The sequence below is a fragment of the Pseudoxanthomonas sp. CF125 genome (genome assembly GCF_900104085.1).
Taxonomy (GTDB): Bacteria; Pseudomonadota; Gammaproteobacteria; order Xanthomonadales; family Xanthomonadaceae; genus Pseudoxanthomonas_A.
Genome location: NZ_FNLD01000002.1, coordinates 65,082 through 81,528, shown reverse-complemented (window position 1 = coordinate 81,528; position 16,447 = coordinate 65,082). Strand labels below are relative to the sequence as shown.

The following is a 16,447-nucleotide window of genomic DNA, read 5'->3' as shown; positions in this document are numbered from 1 at the left end:
GACGGGAAAGGATTAGGCCGCAGATCAGCGCCGAGGCCGATTGCCCAGATCATTGGCCGGCAGGCGGTTGCCAAAGCTCCACCTTGTTTCCTTCCGGGTCGATGACCCAGGCAAACTTTCCGTACTCGGAATCGTCGATCTTCTCGAGAACGTTGCAGCCTTCTTCGCGCAAGACCTTGACCAGGGCATGGAGCTCCTCCACCCGGTAATTGACCATGAAAGCCGCGGTGCTGGGCGCGAATTGATCGCCTTGCGCCGAACCGATGGACCAGATGGTGGTTCCGGCAACCGGCTTTCCTTCATCGTCGGTCCAGGTGAAAGCCGTACCACCCCAATCCTGTACGTCTATTCCGAGGTGCCGCTTGTACCAAGCCTGCAGTGCCGGTGCGTCTTTGGCTTTGAAGAAAATGCCGCCAATGCCGGTGACTCGCTTCATGGAACCTCCGAGAACGGGTGGTGGTGAGGGAGAGTGTACTTTTTGCGGCCCAACGTTGGATTAGAACGGCTTTTAAAACGGGCTCGGTCTGAATGGATCAGGCCTCGCCCTTGTGCGCGAGCCACTCAGAGGTGGCGAGTCTCTTCAGGCTCGTTCCACCAGCTATTGTCCCGGCCATTTGCGTACTTGACCGGCGCGGCAAGGAGTTCTTCTGGCGTTGCGTCGTCGAGCGAAGCGAGTTGGACAGATACATAGTCGCCGCCGATCTGCTCGACGTAGCCGCGACCGAAAGAACGCACGCCACAATGGCGGCAGAAAAGATGGTGCCCGCTCTTGGTGGCGAACTGGTAGTCGCTGAGGGCCTCTTCGCCCGCGAGAAGGCGGAAGGCCTCCGGCTTGACGATGACCGACCAGTTCCTGCTCTTGGTGCAGATCGAGCAGTTGCACTTGCCGGTGCCGGCGCTCAAGTCGATGTCGGCTTCGAAGCGAACGGCGCCGCAATGGCAACTGCCTGTGTATGTCTTCATCATGCTTGAATTGACCTATTGAGGTTGAACGAGGGCCTGGCCGGACGAGGTGCCTGCAAAGACTAACATCCGAATTAAGTCGAGCCGAAAAGCGGGTTCGACTCGGACGAATGGTTAGAGCATGCCCATACGACTACAACGAGTAGGCTGTCGCGACGAGCAGCCCGCCAATGATGGCAAGATTGGACTGCCACGTGTTGATGGTACTGGCGCGCGCAGGGCCCTCCATGTCCCAGAAGTTGACCAGCAACACGGAGGCCGCGACGGTAAAGACGACCAGACCCAGAGCGGCCCATGCGGGGTAGAAACCGAGTATCAGCGCCAGGCCGGCCAAGATCTGGAACACCGAGCCGGACAACAGCACAAGTTTCGCCGCAGGGACGCCACGCGCCGCGAGCGCTTGCGTGATGCCAGGCAGGGTGAAGAAGTGGTGGATACCGCCAACGACGAACAGGCCACCCAGTAGCAGGCGACCCACGAACCACAAGATTGCTTGGCTCTCGGCTGGCATGATTGCCTCCGGTGCTCTGAGACCGGATCAAGCCGTGAGGGCTCGGCCCGGATGAAATGCCGGCTGCTGCCCGCATCCCGGCGGATTCTAGTCGAAGAAATCGAAGATTGACCAGTCAAGGTCCGGAAACTCCAACCACGACAAATCCAGGTCAAACCAGGCAGGCGTAAAACCGGTCGATACCGCCTCGAGCATTTCTTTTTTCATTGCCAGATAGTCGCACGCTTCTCCGGCAGCAACGTGTATCCGATCGAAGTCGTCATGCGAATTGAAAAGCGCATGCGACCAACACGCCACATCGATAGAAATGCCGCATCGCCGATTGGCTTCCCGGACTTGTTCGACGGAATAGAATTTCCGTTTTCCGTGATGCCGGAGAAGATCATCGCCAACACGTTTGGCCTGGGCTTGTTTATCCCGTGGGCTGATGGCGCATGGAGCTGCTTTGGAAATCGCCATGAAATTCCTTCAGTATGGCTACGCAGGACTAGGCGCCTGACGCCTGAATTAAGCCGAGCCGCGGAGCGGCTTCGGCTTGAATGAATTGTTAGGCCGCAGCATGTACCTTGAACCGTAAAGGTCCTTGCGACCGCTCAATGGCGGAGGATACTGCGGAAGACACATGTCCGACAGGTAGCCTGACCGAGACCAGGAGGGGTGGACGGAGAAAACGAGGTAACGCAAAGTGCCAGGCGGGCACTTGCGGCCTCACCAGATAAGCAAGAAACGCACCCCATAGCAGACTGGCGAGTGCTGGGTCTTCAGTGGACGCAACGACAAGGTCAGTAGTGGTGGCCGACATCGGAAGTGCCGCAGCAGAGTGCCACTCCTCTGGGCTGCCTATAGCAATAATGATTCGCTGGCCATTGATGCTCTGCCAAGAAACGCGATTGTGCAGCGAGCGTCCTGACGATGTGCTGCTTGTCTGTTCGTTTACTAGGATTGTTTCCATGCGGCCTGACGCCTGAATTAAGCCGAGCCGCGAAGCGGCTTCGGCTTGAATGAATAGTTAGGCCTTGGAAAGCACTTCACCGAAGTACCATCGCTCGCCGGAAAGATGCCAGTCATCTTCTTCGCTGTGATACTCGACCGTTACGCCCAACTCTGACACTCCAGGAGGCAAATCCAAATTCCATTCTTGAGACAAGCTGCGCCCAGTCACCATCGTTGTTTCGCCGTGCTCATTCTTGGCCGGCAATGTATGAGAAAGAAAGTACTCCTCCTGGAGATAGATGCACAGTTCGCTTGTAAACATGTCAGGAAGACATACAACGCATGTGACCCGGACATTTCGAGCGGCTGCAGGCTTGGCAGCTAATAGATGCCCGCAAGCAGTCACAAGGTTTTGAGCACATGCTCGCTGAATATCCGTATTGGTGCCGCGCCCTTCAACAAGATTTAGATCAACGGGTATTTTCCAGTTCCAGTATCGGCTGGCAGGATCCATCTCATCGTCGGGCGGGAAATAATCAGCAAACCCCTCCGACCAGCGCTTCATCGCTCGCAGTCGACGCGGAACGCCGCGAAGTTTTTTCTCTGGATAGATTAGTCGTCTCATGCAGGTCTAACTATGATTAGACCCCAAAGTAGGGTGTAGCGAGGATTGTGGGTGTGGCCCGGGAGGTCCGTCAATCAGACTTGCCTACACTGGGCAAGGGGTTACAGCGATGTTGCGGGTCGAAAGGGCATGCAACGCAACATTGTCGGTGTTTAACGGCACGGAGGCCATCTAATGCCCACTACGGAAGATATCGCGGTCATAAGCAAACCAGGGTTCACCCCGCCGCGGCCCAGGCTGTTCGATGAAGTTCGGCGTAGATTGCGGGTGAAGCACTACAGTTTGCGGACGGAACAGGCCTACCTTTATTGGATACGCCGGTATATCCAAAACAATGGCCGTCGGCATCCACGCGAATTAGGCGGTAAGGAGATCGAGCACTTCCTGAGCGATCTGGCCCAGCGGCACCGGGTCGCCCCAGTACCCTCGCCCTAGCCGCCGATGTTCTTGTGCGGGAGGTGCTGGCTTTTCTCATTCCAACCCCAGAAACACGCGCATCCGCGCCAGCTCGGCTTCCAACGCATCGTCGAATGCCGCCTCCCGCGGTGGATTGCCGCCGATGTAGTGCAACTGCGGATGCAGCGCGCCTTCGGATACCGACAGGTTGCCCCATCCGATCACACGGTCGCGCCACAGCAACGGAAGTGCGTAGTAGCCCAGCTTGCGTTTGGGCGCGGGCGTGTAGGCCTCGAAGCGGTAGGCCCAGCCCCAGAGCAATTGGAAGCGGCGGCGGTCCCATACCACCGGATCGAACGGGGTAAGCAGGCGCACTTGTTCGTCCGGTTTCCAGCGTCGGCTCTCTGCGCGCTCGTCCGCGGGCCACACCCAGTCCACGCCCTCCACTCGCATGCGTTGCAGGCGCTGCCGTGCACGGATCAGCGCCGGTTTGCGCGCGGCATCCCATTGCGGCACCCCGCGGCCCAGGTAGCTCACCAGCTGGCCCAGGCTGGCATCGGGCAGCGGCGAATATTTGCGTACGATCAGATCGATCAACGCATCCAGGCGCGCGTCGATGCCGGCCTTGTCCACCGGCGCGACATCTTCGCGCACCGCATAGACACGGGTGCCGCCGTCGCGCCTGGCCACCCGCAGCAGACCGCGGTAGTGCATGCCGTCCAGCAGCTGGGTGCTCGCATTGGAGGAACCGCCGAACCAGTTGGTGGTCTTGCCATGGGCGAAGTGGGCATCGACTTCGCGCGGATGCACCGCTCCGCGTTCGGCGATGTACTCGCGCACCGCCTGCGCCTGCTTCCATCGTGCCGGCGTCCAGCCCATGCGCGCGGTGCGCGGATGCATCAATGCGTGGTGGGCGCGCGGCAGGAAGCCGTAGTTGACGAAGAAATCCTCCTCCAACGCCAACCGCGGATAACGGCGCTCCAGATCGCCGGCGCGATAGCCGACGACACGGTGCCGCAAGGTCAGGTCCTGCGCCCGTGCCGGCGCGCGGATGGGATCGGCCTGTACGAAGCCGAGCTTCTCGATGGCCCGCATCAGCGTGGTCGGCTTGAACAGCGAACGGGCGATGGCGTAGCGGCGCAGGTGGTCCAAGGTCAATGGCATGGGGCAATGATGCCAGCCTGCCGACCTCGGCGCTTCCCGTTTTTTGCTTCGCCATACGGGACCACTACGATCTGCACATGCCATCGCCGGGAAGGCCGCGATAATGAATCCCACATCCGCCACCCCACGAGGATTGCCCATGAGGTTCCCACTGTCAGCTCTGGTCCTGCTGGCCGCACTGCTGCCTGCACGCGCGCAGGCGCAGGACACATGCCCCGACCGCTCCGCCTATGAGCCCGCGCGCGAAATCATCCGCGACCTGGGAAAGATCGTCGCGCCCAATGGCGTGCAGGAAACCTACGCCGCACGCATCGGCGGCATCGACCAATGGCTGAGCGTGCGCGGGCAGGACCGCGACAATCCGATGGTGCTGTTCGTGCACGGCGGGCCGGCGGCCCCCATCATGCCCAGCCAGTGGCAGTTCCAGCGTCCGCTGGAGGAATACTTCACCATCGTCAACTACGACCAGCGTGGCGCCGGCAAGACTTACAACAGCGTCGCGCCGGACAGCATCGCCGACACCATCCATATCCAACGCTACGTCGACGACGCCATCGAGATGGCCGAGTATCTGCGCAAGCGCTACAGCAAGCGCAAGCTGATCCTGATGGGCCACAGCTGGGGCACGGTGGTAGCCATGCACGCGGCGCTGAAGCGGCCGGATCTGTTCCATGCCTACGTGGGCATCGGCCAAGTCGTCAATACGCGCGAGAACGAACGCATCAGCTTCGAATACGGCCTGCAGCAGGCGCAGGCCCACGGCAACGCCGAGGCCATCCGCGAGATGGGAACCATCGCACCCTACCCGGGCACTACCCCAATCACCCGTGAGCGCATCGTCATCGCGCGCAAATGGCCGCAGTTTTACGGCGGGCTCACCGCATTCCGCGAGGATTCGACCTACTACTACCGCGCGCCGCGCCTGTCGCCGGAATACAGCGACCGCGACCGCTGCGCGATCGATGCCGGCAACGTGTTTTCCCTGGGCCGGCTTCTGGACGAATTCCTGCAGGTGGACTTCACCGGGGTCAAGGAATTTCCGATTCCGGTGGTGATGTTTATGGGCCGGCACGACTACACGACCCCCTCGGCACCCACCGAACGCTGGCTGCGGCAGGTGAAAGCGCCATACAAGCGGGGCGTCTGGTTCGAACATTCGGCGCACATGATGCCGTGGGAGGAACCTGGCAAGACCCTGGTCAGCCTGCTGGAGCAGGTGCGGCCGCTGGCGGTGGAAGGAGACGCCGGGCGCTAAGAAGCAAGGTGACGCCCCCGACGGTTACGCGGCCTTCCATCGCGGGGCAGGCCGCGTTGGCGTTGCGTTCGCCTGCTCCCTTTACTCCAGCGCCATCCTCAGATCGCGCCCAGCGCTGGCCGCGTTGCCCATGTAATCAATGGCCGTGATGCGCAGCGTGTAGTCGCCGGCAGGCAATTCATCCGGCCGCCAGGCGCCGGTGGCGAGCCGGCCATCGCGCACTGTGTTGCTCACCACGTACTTGAAATGCGTCTGCGCGCTGCCGTGCACGGTGATGCCGCTGCCAGGCGCGTAGGTCACCTTCACCGCGTCCGGATCGGCGGGCATGCGGTTGAACTCGATGGTCATGCGCGGCGTTTCATAACCCGGCCAAGGCGTGCCATCGGCGCGCAGCAGCTGATAGCCCAGCGCATGCAGGCCCAACCTGCGCCTGGGCAGGTTGTTGTCCACCTGGTCCCAGGCGTCCACCACGATTTGCACGCCCATGCCGCGCGGCACCAGCACGCGGCCGTCGGCTCGCTTGGCCAGCGGTTGTTCGCTGGCGTCGAGCAGTTCGATGCCATCGATACGCGGGGCGTAGTGGTCGGCGTAGCCGGTGAAACCCAGCGCCACCGCATTGCGCTCGTAGCCGCTCGCGCCCACGCTGAGATGCACGTGCGCCATGCGGTTGATGGTGCCCAGTACTTCGCCTGCCTTGAAACGCGTGCCGCGCAGCACACGCATGCGTTCGGGCGCGCCGGCTTCATCGCGCAGCAGCTGGAAGCGTGGGTCGGACACCTCATCCCGCGCATCGCGCCCCACCCGCATATGGATGTAGTTGAGGCCGTCGATCGCCATGCCTTCGCCCAGTTCGTCCAATCCCCAGGCGCCGGACGGACTGCTGACCTTGCCGTCGGCGATCGCCAGCACCTGCGCGCCCACATCGCCGCGGATGTCCAACCCGCCATGCAGATGGTCGCGGCTTTCGTTGTCGTAGTTTCCGCGCACCTCGCCCAGCGTGCCGACCACTTCGTGCCAGCCGTCCTGCGGATGCAACGGCCAGCGTCCGCCGGTGGCGGGCAGCGGATCTTCCGGCGCCGGACCTACCGCTCCCAGCGTCGGTGAAACCGCGCCTGTTGCCGCGTCGACAGGCGCGATGCGGTGAATGCGCCGGCTGCCGGCGTCGGCGACCAGCAGCGCGCCCCTGGCATCCAGGGCCAACCCCGCCGGGCGCGAGAGCCGCTGCGCCTGGGTAGCGCCGGTCAGCACATGCGGCCGGCCATCGCGGGAAAGCTGGATCACCCGTCCCCACGACATTTCGCCCACGTAGAGCACGCCGTCATGGGTCAGTGCCAGGCTCATCGGCCGGTGCAGCGCGCGCACTGCCCCATCCTGTCCGGCGTAGTAAGGCGTAGTGACCGTGCCGTCGGGCGCGACCCGGCGTATGGCGTTGTTGCGGGTGTCGGCGACCCAGATGATGCCTTGCGCGTCCACCGCCAACGCGGTGGGCGTATCGAAGCGGGCCGCGGCACCCATGCCATCTGCATTGCCCGGCCGCTCGCCGCCGGCCAGCGTGCTGACCCGTCCTTGCACATCGATCTTGCGGATGCGGTCGTTGTAAGTGTCGGCGACATAGATATTGCCGTGCCCATCCACTGCCACGCCGATAGGGCCGTTGAACTGCGCCTGGCTGCCGGCGCCGTCGCGGAGTCCCGCCACGCCGGTGCCGGCCACGGTGCTGACCATGCCCAGCGGCGTGATCCTGCGGATGGCGTGGTTGCCGGTGTCGGCGACATACAGGTTGCCCGCGCCATCCAGCGCCAGACCGGAAGGCGTATTCAACCGCGCCGCGGTGCCGTCGCCATCAGCGAATCCTTCGCTGAAGCCCGCCAAAGTAGTGACCGTACCGTCGGTACCGATCCTGCGGATGCGATTGTTGTCGCCGGCATCGGCCACGTACAGCGTGCCGTCCGCCGCTACCGCCACGCCATAGGGATCGTCGAAACGCGCTTGCGCGACCGGTCCGTTGCGCATTCCACGCACGCCATCGCCCGCCGCGAGCCGTAGCTGCGCAGTCCAGCCGAAGGGCGTGGGCGCGGATTCTGCAGAGAGATCGGGGCTTTTCGGTACGAGAAAGAACGTGGCGGCCAACGCGGCGGCAATCAAAACCGCCACGGCCCACAGCCAGGGTTTACGGCTCATGCGGTCCTGCAGGCAAGAAGCGGATAAGCACGATATTCAATCGGAAGGAGCATGGGAAGAGAGTCCCAGGGCGCGCACGGGATGCGGTCCTGACCCGATGTCGATGCCGGGCCGCACCACCCGTGAAACGAAAAAGGTAATCTGACGCTCGTTTCATCGCCGCAACGACCGGGAGCGCCCCATGGACAGCAACGACCGCAAGCTCGATGAGTTGCGCGCGCGCATCCCCAGCTTCACCTGCATCGTGGGTTGTCACGATTGTTGCGGGCCGGTGACCGCCTCTTCCGAGGAGATGGCCAGGCTTCCGGTCAAAACCGAAGCCGAGCACGAAGCCGCGTTGGCCGAACTGAGCTGTCCGCATCTGGGCGAGCACGGCTGCGAGGTCTACAGCGAACGCCCCCTCATCTGCCGGTTGTTCGGCACCACCCCCAGCCTGCTCTGTCCCAACGGCAGGCGGCCGGTGTACATGATCGACAGACGCACCGAGCAAGAGATCCACCAATTCCTGGCGCGCACCCGGCAAGTGCTGGTCTGATTCGCTTGCCGCGGCCGCTAGGGGCTGCGACCAGCACCGCCCAATGCGCGCTTGAACAAGGCCAGCGTCTGGCCCCAGGCTTCCTTCGCGGCCGTCTGGTCATAGCGCGGCGTGGTGTCGTTGTTGAAGCCATGCTGCGTGCCTGGCGGCTGCAACAGCGTGTAGCGCACGCCGGCCGCCTTGAGCGCCTTTTCGTATTCCGGCCAGGCCGCGTTGACGCGTTCGTCCTCGGCGGCCAGCACCACCAGCAGCTCGGCCTTGATGGCGGCCACCTCTTCGGTTTTCGGCGCGCCGCCGTAGAAGGGCGCCGCCGCGGCCAGGTTGGGCAGGTGCGTGGCCAGGAAGTTGGCGATGGCACCTCCATAGCAGAAGCCCACCACACCGAGCTTGCCGTTGCCCTCTTCCAACGTTGACAGCATGCCGGCGGCGGCGAGGAAATCGGCGCGCGATTTTTCCTGGTCGAGTTTCGCGAACAGCGCCCGTGCCGCGTCCTCGTCGCCGGGGTAGCCGCCGAGCGGGAACAATGCGTCCGGTGCGAAAGCGATGAAGCCTTCCAGCGCAAGCCGGCGCGCAATGTCCTCGATGTGCGGATTCAAGCCGCGGTTCTCATGCACCACCAGCACCACCGGCAGCGGACCTTTGGCCCTGGCCGGCTTCACCAGATAGCCGCGGCCCTTGCCGTAGCCCTGCGGCGAATCGAATTGCCGGTACTCCGTCGATAAGCGCGCATCGTCGGGCGACACCTGCTGCGCGGCGGCGAACTGCGGACTGAGCGCTGCCAGCAATCCCGCCGCGCCGCCAGCGCCCACGGCGAACCGCGTAGCACCGCGCAGGAATCCGCGCCGGTCGATGAGGCCATGCACGTACTGGTCGAACAGGCGCAGTACCGCCGGATCGAAATCATCAACGGTGGAACGAGGAGGTTTTGCCATCACGGACTCCTACTCCTGGTCGGGCCGTGGAGTATGCAATAGCTGGCGTGACGCGGGTTTACGGCTTCGCCGCGGCCGCCGGCTTAAGCAGATCCAGCACCGCCACGGTCATCGCCTCGGTGCCCAGGCGCACGGACGGTTCGGGATCGATCTTGAACAACGGCGAGTGATGCCCTGAGACCGGCGGTCCGCCGGCCTTGGCGGCGTCGAAGGCTGGTTGCGGAGTGCCGCCGACGTTGAAATAGAAACCCGGTACGCCGAGTTCCGGCTGCACGAAGTACGCGAAGTCTTCGGCGCCCATGCCGGTACGCGGCGGCGATTTCAAAACCGCGGCGCCGAAAGCCTGGGCGAAGACCGTGCGCATGCGCGCGGCGAGTGCGGCATCGTTGAGGGTAACCGGCGTCGATTCCACCGACAGCTTCACTTCCGGCAGCTTATCTTCCGGCAAACCGTTCATGCGGCCTACGTTCTGCGCGATCCGTTTGATGCCGTCCAACAGCACTCTGCGCACCGCTTCGTCGTCGGTGCGTACCGTCAGCTGCAGGTCGGCGCGGTCGGAGATGATGTTGTGCTTGGAGCCGGAATGGAAGGCGCCCACTGTCACCACGCCCGGCGACAGCGGCGAGATCTCGCGACTCACCAGAGTCTGCAAGGCCAGCACGATTTCCGCACCCATCACGATCGGATCCTTGCCTTGGTGCGGGTACGCGCCATGCGCGCCGACGCCATGGATGGTGATGTCGATGCTGTCCGAGGACGAGGCGACGATGCCCGGATCGGCGACGATCGTGCCCGTCGGCGACTCGGCATCGACATGGAATGCCAACGCGTAGTCGGGTTTGGGGAAGCGCGTGTACAGCCCGTCTTCCAGCATCAATCGTGCGCCACCGATGCGTTCTTCCGCCGGCTGCACCACAAACACCACCGTGCCGCGCCACGCATCTTTCATCGCCGCCAGGCGGGCGGCGGTTCCGATCAGCGAAGTGATGTGCACGTCATGGCCGCAGGCATGCATGACCGGCGACTCCCGTCCGTCGATGCCTGTCTGCACGACAGTCGAGGCATTGGCAAGACCGCTGGCCTCCTTGAGCGGCAACCCGTCCATGTCCGCGCGGACCAGCACGGTGGGGCCAGTCCCGTTTCTCATCACACCGACCACACCGGTGCCGCCAACCTTTTCGGTGACTTCTATCCCGGGAACAGCGCGCAGTTCCTTCGCCATCCGCGCTGCCGTCGCGGTTTCCTTGTAGGACAACTCGGGATGACGATGGAACCAGTCGAACAACGCACCCAGCCGCTGGTCGTAATCGGCCTTCACCGCCGGCGCGAACTCAGGTGCGGCCATGGCCGGGGAAGCGGTGAGTGCGGCGAGGCATAGCAGGACGCTGGAGCGCATGGCGGGTTCCCAGAGAATGGATACTGGGAGTGTAGGCGGAATCAGACGGGCGGACACCGCGAATCGGTTTGGGGAAGATGCGTCGCCCGGATTGGTTTCTATCGGGCCTGCAATGGCTTATAGAACTCGGCTATCTTCGGAATGAAGTTCTGTGGATTCGCGCCAACAAGATTGGTCAACACGATGATGGCCAGCCGATCATCGGGATAAACCATGAATGCGGCACGGGCGCCCCCCATACCCGCCACTTGCAGGTGCGGCGAAGTCTCCAATACCGGCCATCCGGCGGCCCAACTTCCGTCAGTGCCGCTGTTCAGTTTTTCTGGCGTCCACATATTCCGGACATTGGCCGCATTGATCAGCCGACCACTCGACAACGCGATCATCCAATGCGCGACTTCCTCGGCCGTGGTCAGGATTCCACCGCCCGCCCAAAGACCACGGGCATGTCGTAGAACCAATGGGACAAACGCTCGTCGTCGCCTTGCGCATCGGTTTTGCGTGGGAAGTAGCTGTACATCGTAGCCGCGTTGGCAATCAGGTCATAGCTGTCGCCGAACGTTGACGAGCGCATGCCGGCGGCTGCGAATTGGCGTTCTGCAACGTATTTCTCGTAAGGCATTTTGGTTTGTTTGACTATGATCTGCGACAGCAACACATAGTTGGTTTGGTTGTATGCGAACCTCTCGCCAGTGTGTGCATCCATGGGCAGCAGTTTTACCGCCTTCCACGGATCCTGTTCGGAGCCCCCTCCAATCAGGCCTTGCTGATCGAGGATATCCGGAAGCCCCGAGGTATGTGCCAGCAGTTGGCGGACATGGATATTCCGCCAGGCCTCAGGCAACCCATCCAGATAATCGGAGACAGGGGCATCCAGATCGACGAGCCCGGCTTCGGCCAACTGCATCATGGCGACGCCCGTAAACGACTTTGTTGCGGAATTGATGGGGAACAGGGTTGTTCTTGTGGCAGGCACGTGGTTTTCCACGTTGGCCAAGCCATAGCTCTGGGATAACACAACCTGATCGTCCTTGATGATTGCGATCTGCAGACCCGGTATGCGTTGCTCTTTCATAGTCTGCTGTATCGATTGCATAGCCCGCTCGTTCGCTTCGTCCAAGGGGGTCGCAGCGGTTCCAAAGCAGGGGAGCGACAGTAAAGCGGCGATGGCCGCGGCGGCACGGTATTTTCCAAGCGTCATGAATCTTCCTCGGGCGAATCCGCCAATGATGCGATGGGCAACGGCTGCTTATCTCGACGAGCAGGGCTGACGCTGGGATGCGTCGCAAGGCCGCATGGTTTAAACCGGTGGCTGGGGAACCGGGTACTGCTCAGCAAGACCGGCCTGGGATCGATGTGTTGCCCTTCCTGCCCGCGGTGCGCACCCAAGCACCGCGGGCGCCGCTCGCTCACCCGCCCGTGCTGTGTAGGACGGCGTGGCGGAAAGCCCATGTGTAGGTGTTGCCGAGCATGACCGGCAGCATGTTGCGATAGGCGCGGATGCGCTCTTCGTTGCTGGGTGCAGCGGGCGTGTCGTGGCGCGCGGGATGCTGCAGCGAAAGGAAGGCCAGCGGTCCCAACGCCGCCTGATGGATTGCGATGCCGTTGTTGTCGTTCATGATGCGCATGCCTCCTGGGAAAGCAGGCAAGCCCGCGGACTTGCCTGCGGCCGAGTTCCCCGACAACCCACGCCGACGATGCACTGAAGAACCCGCAGGCGGCCGGGGCGCTTATCCCCCCCCCTTTTCCGCCGGATGCGTGAGGCGAACCCCCCTGTTGGACCGCCTGCCAGCCGCATCCGGCGCCTTCATACCAAAGAACGTATGCCTCTGTGGGAGGCGGCCATCGGGCAGGCCCATGCGAGGGGCTCATTCTTTTGAAATTGGCTATAAATAGTCTTCTACAGGCCAATAAGGATTGTTTATGATCCTACAACTTGACATTCAACTACCCACTCGTTACTTTTGTCTATAAAGAATCCTGAAAGGCCAAATATGGCCTGTTTATGATCAAATAGCCTCATGTCAAAGCCCAGCAACCGAACCTACTCCCGCTATGGTCAAGAAGCAGTAAGGCTGCTGGGTCTGACTATTCGCCAAGGCCGTATCGAACGCCGACTCACGCTCGATGAGTTGGCCGAGCGTGCGGGTGTATCGCGCGGTTTGGTCCAGCGGGTGGAACGAGGGGACATGGGCTGCGCCATCGGCGCGGTTTTCGAGATGGCAACCATCGTAGGCGTGCAGCTATTCGGCGCCGACCAAGGCCTGTTGACGATGCATGTCAGCGCTGCCGAAAAGACCTTGACCCTGTTGCCGCAGTCCTCGCGCCCTCTTTCGAAGAAGCTGAAAGATGACTTCTAAGACTCCAGAGGAAGCGTTCGTGTGGGTCTGGCTTCCCAGCGCCGTTACGCCGGTAGTGGCGGGACGGCTGGTGCCCGATGGCGGACAGCTGATCTTCAACTACGGTCGAAGCTATCTCGATCGCGACAACGCGATCCCGCTCTATTTACCGGAACTGCCCATCAAAGCGGGCGCTATCCCTCCGATGCCTGGCTTGACTATCGCCGGATGCATTCGCGATGCCGCGCCGGATGCTTGGGGGCGGCGCGTAATCCTCAACCATCGCTATGGCAAGGAAGCAAGGGACATGGATACGGCGCGTCTGGACGAGCTGTCCTATTTGCTCGAATCGGGATCGGACCGTATCGGCGGCCTCGACTTCCAGGCGTCGGCCACCGACTACTCGCCACGGATCGCCCAGCAGGCGACGCTGGCGGAGCTGTTGGATGCCGCCGCCAAAGTGGAAGCAGGCATCCCCCTCACTCCCGAGCTCGACAACGCCCTCCATCACGGCAGCTCGCTCGGCGGCGCTCGGCCCAAGGCCATGATCGAGGCCGGCCAGCACAAGTGGATCGCCAAATTCTCCTCGAGCGCCGACACCTACAGCATCGTCAAGAGCGAATACATCGCGATGCGGTTGGCGGCCCTGGCGGGACTGGACGCGGCGCCGGTGCGACTGGAACGCAGCGCAGGCAAGGATGTCCTGCTGGTACGCCGGTTCGATCGCGAAAGAACGCCGGACGGCTATCGCCGCAGAATCATCGTCTCGGCCCTGACGATGCTGGGGCTGGACGAAATGATGGCCCGCTACGCCAGCTACGAAGATCTGGCCGAAATCGTGCGTCACCGCTTCAACCAGCCAAAGGCGACATTGCGGGAACTCTATGGCCGGCTCGTCTTCAATGTTCTATGCGGCAACACCGACGACCATGCACGCAACCACGCCGCATTCTGGGATGGGGAAACCCTTGTCCTCACCCCCGCTTACGACATCTGCCCACAGGCACGCACCGGCAACGAGGCCGGTCAGGCGATGCTGATTGCAGGCCAGCGGCGCGACAGCAATCTCTCGCTCTGCCTCAAGGCTTCCACTCATTTCCTGTTGAACGAAAAAGAGGCCATCGCCCTGATCAACCATCAGCTGGATACCGTCCATGAACACTTCGAAAGCGTTTGCGACGAAGCAGCTCTGAGCGCCGTCGACCGCAACCTGCTGCAGCGACGACAGTTCCTCAACCCCTCCATCTTCGATGGTTCGCCGGCCGCATTGCAGCCAAGGGCGTTCTAGCCAGCCGCAATGTGGTCGTTACAGGCAGTCCAGCTGTAAATCGTGAAATGCGTAGGGCGGGTTTTAACCCACCCCACGAGATCTTGGGGGTAAGTTGCCAGGTCGTCTGCCTTGTGGAAGAGCGCTTCACCCGACCTTGATTGTCCCTCTTTTGGGTCAGGTATCGTCCCTGGTAGGCGATGTTGATCCGTTGGTTTTCACGGATGCTATGCCGCCCTCGCGAGCCGCTGCCGACGAATATGTCTCGCTTGTACCGATAACCTGTCCGTTGCCGCTTTTCAGATTGAACATCGGACTCCCGTTGCTTGCGTCCTTTCTCTCATATCTGACATCGAATGGAGAGTTCTCTTTGACCGACTGGATTCCGCCAAGCGCATTGGCCTTGGTGGTGTATCGCTCGCTGGACAGAATGGTCTTTCCGTTTTCTGCCTCGAGTGTAAAGTGGAATTGCGCACCTGAATTTTTAAGCACATAAGTACCCATTGCTCGCATCTCCCGGTTGGTGACCAAGCGCCCCAAGATTCGCCGATGCTTAGGTCTATCGCTGAGGCAGATGCAGGATCTGTCCTGCCAATGCGACTCTAGGCACATGGTCAAGGCCATTCAATGTAAATAGTTCACATGCATTCGATGCCAGACGGCCCTTGCAAGCGCTATAAAACCGGGAAGTATCGTGAGATGCGTAGGGCGGGTTTTAACCCGCCTTGATGGCCTAGGTATCGACTCCCGCACGGAAGGCGGGTTAAAACCCGCCCTACGGGATCTACGTAATCTGGAGTTGACTACGTCAACCAGACGCCAGCGGCTTGAGACTCAAGGACCCGGCTCGACGGGCGGATCCTTGCTCCGGGTCCGGGACACCGCGGTGACGATGCCGATGCCCAGCAGCACGATCGTACCCACTCCGATCCACTGCGGGGCCAGACCGGCCAGATGCGCCCCATAGGCCAAACCACCCACCAATACCACGATGCCTAAGAGATAGATCGCTAACGATGACATGTGCGTGCCTCCTGTTTGTGGGCGGCCGATTGTAGGCAGTACCGGTGCTCAGCCGGCGTGAGGACGGGCTACGACGGCAAAGGAAGGCTGCTGCCCGCGGATTGGGCAAAGCGTGAAAGCCACCGGCGGCTTCGACAAAGGCCACGACCCGCAAGTCAAGATTGGTATCGCGGCAGGCTGGGTTGGCTTCATCAACCCGGCTTCTCGGCAATCTCAAACTTAAAGCGCCGGGTTGGTGGAGCTAACCCAGCCTACAGGGCTAATGACCCTGATCCAGTTCGTGGTGGATCAATACCACGCACTGCGAGGCGAACAGCATCTTGGATCCCAGCGCTATTTTCTTCGCGCCCAGGCGTTCGAGGCTGTGGAAGGTTTTCTTCGGCATCGGGATGTGGTCGGTCAGCAGGAAACAGGGATTGCCTTCGAACGCCTGCTCACGCATCGGCGTGCCCTTCCTGTCCATCACGAACAGCTGATGATCTTCGGCAAGCGCCTGCACCAATCGCTCGAAGCTCAGCGTCTGCACGCTGACGCCCGATTCCACCGGTCGCGTTTCTTCCTTGCCCATGCCCCTGGAAGCGTCCAGCGCCTTGGCGACCTTGCCCAGTAGCGCGCGCTCGTCGAAACCGCCGATCTCGTGCATGGCGTTGGCGTCGAAGCGGATCGTGCGGGAGAAATCCTGGGTGCTTTCCAGCACCAGGTAGACCGTCACGTCGGCACGATGCGACTGGGCCACGAAGATCGCGTTCATCAGCGTGTGCGCCAGGATTTCGGTGTGGGCTTCCTTGCCGACGGACGCAAGCAGCTTCTGGCTGTCCGTAGGCGCCGCCCGCGCTCTCAGTACAAAGGTTCGCATGTGTGTGATGGCCGATTGGTTGCCCCGCACGGCACAGGGCATGCCGCCCGCTCATTGTCCACATGAATGGC

General features: G+C 62.0%; 18 protein-coding genes and 1 pseudogene. 5 read left to right on the top strand and 14 right to left on the bottom strand.

The features are described from left to right. Positions 1-49 precede the first annotated feature (49 nt). The 5 genes from BLR66_RS09790 to BLR66_RS09770 form a co-directional block, all read right to left on the bottom strand. Entirely contained in the window at positions 50-436 is a 387-nt protein-coding gene (locus BLR66_RS09790) for a VOC family protein (RefSeq protein ID WP_093285012.1), read from the bottom strand. 125 nt (positions 437-561) lie between these two features. Then, positions 562-966: a GFA family protein gene (locus BLR66_RS09785; protein WP_093285007.1), complete on the bottom strand. Its 405-nt coding sequence runs from the start codon at positions 964-966 to the stop codon at positions 562-564. Positions 967-1,096: 130 nt separating this feature from the next. Next, on the bottom strand, positions 1,097-1,474 hold the full coding sequence (locus tag BLR66_RS09780; RefSeq protein WP_093285004.1) for a DoxX family protein: 378 nt from the start codon (positions 1,472-1,474) through the stop codon (positions 1,097-1,099). 87 nt (positions 1,475-1,561) lie between these two features. Beyond that, a complete protein-coding gene (locus BLR66_RS18905) occupies positions 1,562-1,933 on the bottom strand; it encodes a DUF6559 family protein (RefSeq protein ID WP_143014610.1) in 372 nt (123 codons plus the stop codon). A gap of 550 nt (positions 1,934-2,483) precedes the next feature. Further along, complete coding sequence (locus BLR66_RS09770) at positions 2,484-2,972, bottom strand: DUF3916 domain-containing protein (protein ID WP_176943826.1); 489 nt, start codon at positions 2,970-2,972, stop codon at positions 2,484-2,486. Positions 2,973-3,206: 234 nt separating this feature from the next. On the opposite strand from BLR66_RS09770, the gene BLR66_RS09765 reads away from it, so the two are divergent. Next, on the top strand, positions 3,207-3,467 hold the full coding sequence (locus tag BLR66_RS09765) for a phage integrase N-terminal SAM-like domain-containing protein (RefSeq protein ID WP_255402405.1): 261 nt from the start codon (positions 3,207-3,209) through the stop codon (positions 3,465-3,467). Positions 3,468-3,503: 36 nt separating this feature from the next. Here the strand turns inward: BLR66_RS09765 and BLR66_RS09760 are convergent, their stop codons facing one another. Then, entirely contained in the window at positions 3,504-4,592 is a 1,089-nt protein-coding gene (locus tag BLR66_RS09760) for a DNA glycosylase AlkZ-like family protein (protein WP_093284992.1), read from the bottom strand. 139 nt (positions 4,593-4,731) lie between these two features. On the opposite strand from BLR66_RS09760, the gene BLR66_RS09755 reads away from it, so the two are divergent. After that, positions 4,732-5,847 (top strand): alpha/beta fold hydrolase, encoded by a 1,116-nt coding sequence (locus tag BLR66_RS09755; RefSeq protein ID WP_093284988.1) that lies wholly within the window; start codon positions 4,732-4,734, stop codon positions 5,845-5,847. Positions 5,848-5,928: 81 nt separating this feature from the next. Here the strand turns inward: BLR66_RS09755 and BLR66_RS09750 are convergent, their stop codons facing one another. Further along, positions 5,929-8,028: an NHL repeat-containing protein gene (locus BLR66_RS09750; RefSeq protein ID WP_093284983.1), complete on the bottom strand. Its 2,100-nt coding sequence runs from the start codon at positions 8,026-8,028 to the stop codon at positions 5,929-5,931. A 181-nt stretch (positions 8,029-8,209) separates the two neighbouring features. Here BLR66_RS09750 and BLR66_RS09745 point away from each other — a divergent pair, with 181 nt between their 5' ends. Further along, the gene (locus tag BLR66_RS09745; RefSeq protein WP_093284979.1) at positions 8,210-8,563 is read left to right on the top strand and encodes a YkgJ family cysteine cluster protein; all 354 of its coding nucleotides are present in this window, start codon (positions 8,210-8,212) and stop codon (positions 8,561-8,563) included. 17 nt (positions 8,564-8,580) lie between these two features. Here BLR66_RS09745 and BLR66_RS09740 read toward each other — a convergent pair whose 3' ends face one another. From BLR66_RS09740 to BLR66_RS09725, 4 genes and pseudogenes are all read right to left on the bottom strand, one after another. Next, complete coding sequence (locus tag BLR66_RS09740; protein WP_093284975.1) at positions 8,581-9,495, bottom strand: dienelactone hydrolase family protein; 915 nt, start codon at positions 9,493-9,495, stop codon at positions 8,581-8,583. 58 nt (positions 9,496-9,553) lie between these two features. Next, a complete protein-coding gene (locus tag BLR66_RS09735; protein WP_093284970.1) occupies positions 9,554-10,891 on the bottom strand; it encodes an amidohydrolase in 1,338 nt (445 codons plus the stop codon). Positions 10,892-10,989: 98 nt separating this feature from the next. Beyond that, positions 10,990-12,047 (bottom strand): annotated as a pseudogene (locus BLR66_RS09730) (serine hydrolase domain-containing protein). Between the two features lie 253 nt (positions 12,048-12,300). Beyond that, positions 12,301-12,510, bottom strand: coding sequence for a hypothetical protein (locus BLR66_RS09725; RefSeq protein ID WP_143014609.1), 210 nt, complete (start codon positions 12,508-12,510; stop codon positions 12,301-12,303). A 402-nt stretch (positions 12,511-12,912) separates the two neighbouring features. Here BLR66_RS09725 and BLR66_RS09720 point away from each other — a divergent pair, with 402 nt between their 5' ends. Both BLR66_RS09720 and BLR66_RS09715 read left to right on the top strand, forming a co-directional pair. Next, a complete protein-coding gene (locus BLR66_RS09720) occupies positions 12,913-13,251 on the top strand; it encodes a helix-turn-helix domain-containing protein (RefSeq protein WP_093284962.1) in 339 nt (112 codons plus the stop codon). A gap of 19 nt (positions 13,252-13,270) precedes the next feature. Then, positions 13,271-14,518, top strand: coding sequence for a type II toxin-antitoxin system HipA family toxin (locus BLR66_RS09715; RefSeq protein WP_218119621.1), 1,248 nt, complete (start codon positions 13,271-13,273; stop codon positions 14,516-14,518). Positions 14,519-14,674: 156 nt separating this feature from the next. On the opposite strand, the gene BLR66_RS09710 is transcribed toward BLR66_RS09715, so the two are convergent. From BLR66_RS09710 to trmY, 3 genes are all read right to left on the bottom strand, one after another. Beyond that, positions 14,675-15,001, bottom strand: a complete 327-nt coding sequence (locus tag BLR66_RS09710) for a YegP family protein (RefSeq protein WP_093284956.1) — start codon at positions 14,999-15,001, stop codon at positions 14,675-14,677. 330 nt (positions 15,002-15,331) lie between these two features. Then, positions 15,332-15,520, bottom strand: a complete 189-nt coding sequence (locus BLR66_RS09705) for a hypothetical protein (RefSeq protein ID WP_093284952.1) — start codon at positions 15,518-15,520, stop codon at positions 15,332-15,334. Between the two features lie 259 nt (positions 15,521-15,779). Then, a complete protein-coding gene (gene trmY, locus BLR66_RS09700; RefSeq protein WP_093284949.1) occupies positions 15,780-16,376 on the bottom strand; it encodes a tRNA (pseudouridine(54)-N(1))-methyltransferase TrmY in 597 nt (198 codons plus the stop codon). Between the last annotated feature and the right edge of the window lie 71 nt (positions 16,377-16,447).

What these genes read in the sequence shown, in the direction of transcription:
- BLR66_RS09790 (WP_093285012.1), bottom strand. Translation starts at nt 436, where the DNA reads ATGAAGCGAGTCACCGGCATTGGCGGCATTTTCTTCAAAGCCAAAGAC.
- BLR66_RS09785 (WP_093285007.1), bottom strand. Translation starts at nt 966, where the DNA reads ATGATGAAGACATACACAGGCAGTTGCCATTGCGGCGCCGTTCGCTTC.
- BLR66_RS09780 (WP_093285004.1), bottom strand. Translation starts at nt 1,474, where the DNA reads ATGCCAGCCGAGAGCCAAGCAATCTTGTGGTTCGTGGGTCGCCTGCTA.
- BLR66_RS18905 (WP_143014610.1), bottom strand. Translation starts at nt 1,933, where the DNA reads ATGGCGATTTCCAAAGCAGCTCCATGCGCCATCAGCCCACGGGATAAA.
- BLR66_RS09770 (WP_176943826.1), bottom strand. Translation starts at nt 2,972, where the DNA reads ATGAAGCGCTGGTCGGAGGGGTTTGCTGATTATTTCCCGCCCGACGAT.
- BLR66_RS09765 (WP_255402405.1), top strand. Translation starts at nt 3,207, where the DNA reads ATGCCCACTACGGAAGATATCGCGGTCATAAGCAAACCAGGGTTCACC.
- BLR66_RS09760 (WP_093284992.1), bottom strand. Translation starts at nt 4,592, where the DNA reads ATGCCATTGACCTTGGACCACCTGCGCCGCTACGCCATCGCCCGTTCG.
- BLR66_RS09755 (WP_093284988.1), top strand. Translation starts at nt 4,732, where the DNA reads ATGAGGTTCCCACTGTCAGCTCTGGTCCTGCTGGCCGCACTGCTGCCT.
- BLR66_RS09750 (WP_093284983.1), bottom strand. Translation starts at nt 8,028, where the DNA reads ATGAGCCGTAAACCCTGGCTGTGGGCCGTGGCGGTTTTGATTGCCGCC.
- BLR66_RS09745 (WP_093284979.1), top strand. Translation starts at nt 8,210, where the DNA reads ATGGACAGCAACGACCGCAAGCTCGATGAGTTGCGCGCGCGCATCCCC.
- BLR66_RS09740 (WP_093284975.1), bottom strand. Translation starts at nt 9,495, where the DNA reads ATGGCAAAACCTCCTCGTTCCACCGTTGATGATTTCGATCCGGCGGTA.
- BLR66_RS09735 (WP_093284970.1), bottom strand. Translation starts at nt 10,891, where the DNA reads ATGCGCTCCAGCGTCCTGCTATGCCTCGCCGCACTCACCGCTTCCCCG.
- BLR66_RS09725 (WP_143014609.1), bottom strand. Translation starts at nt 12,510, where the DNA reads ATGAACGACAACAACGGCATCGCAATCCATCAGGCGGCGTTGGGACCG.
- BLR66_RS09720 (WP_093284962.1), top strand. Translation starts at nt 12,913, where the DNA reads ATGTCAAAGCCCAGCAACCGAACCTACTCCCGCTATGGTCAAGAAGCA.
- BLR66_RS09710 (WP_093284956.1), bottom strand. Translation starts at nt 15,001, where the DNA reads ATGGGTACTTATGTGCTTAAAAATTCAGGTGCGCAATTCCACTTTACA.
- BLR66_RS09705 (WP_093284952.1), bottom strand. Translation starts at nt 15,520, where the DNA reads ATGTCATCGTTAGCGATCTATCTCTTAGGCATCGTGGTATTGGTGGGT.
- trmY (WP_093284949.1), bottom strand. Translation starts at nt 16,376, where the DNA reads ATGCGAACCTTTGTACTGAGAGCGCGGGCGGCGCCTACGGACAGCCAG.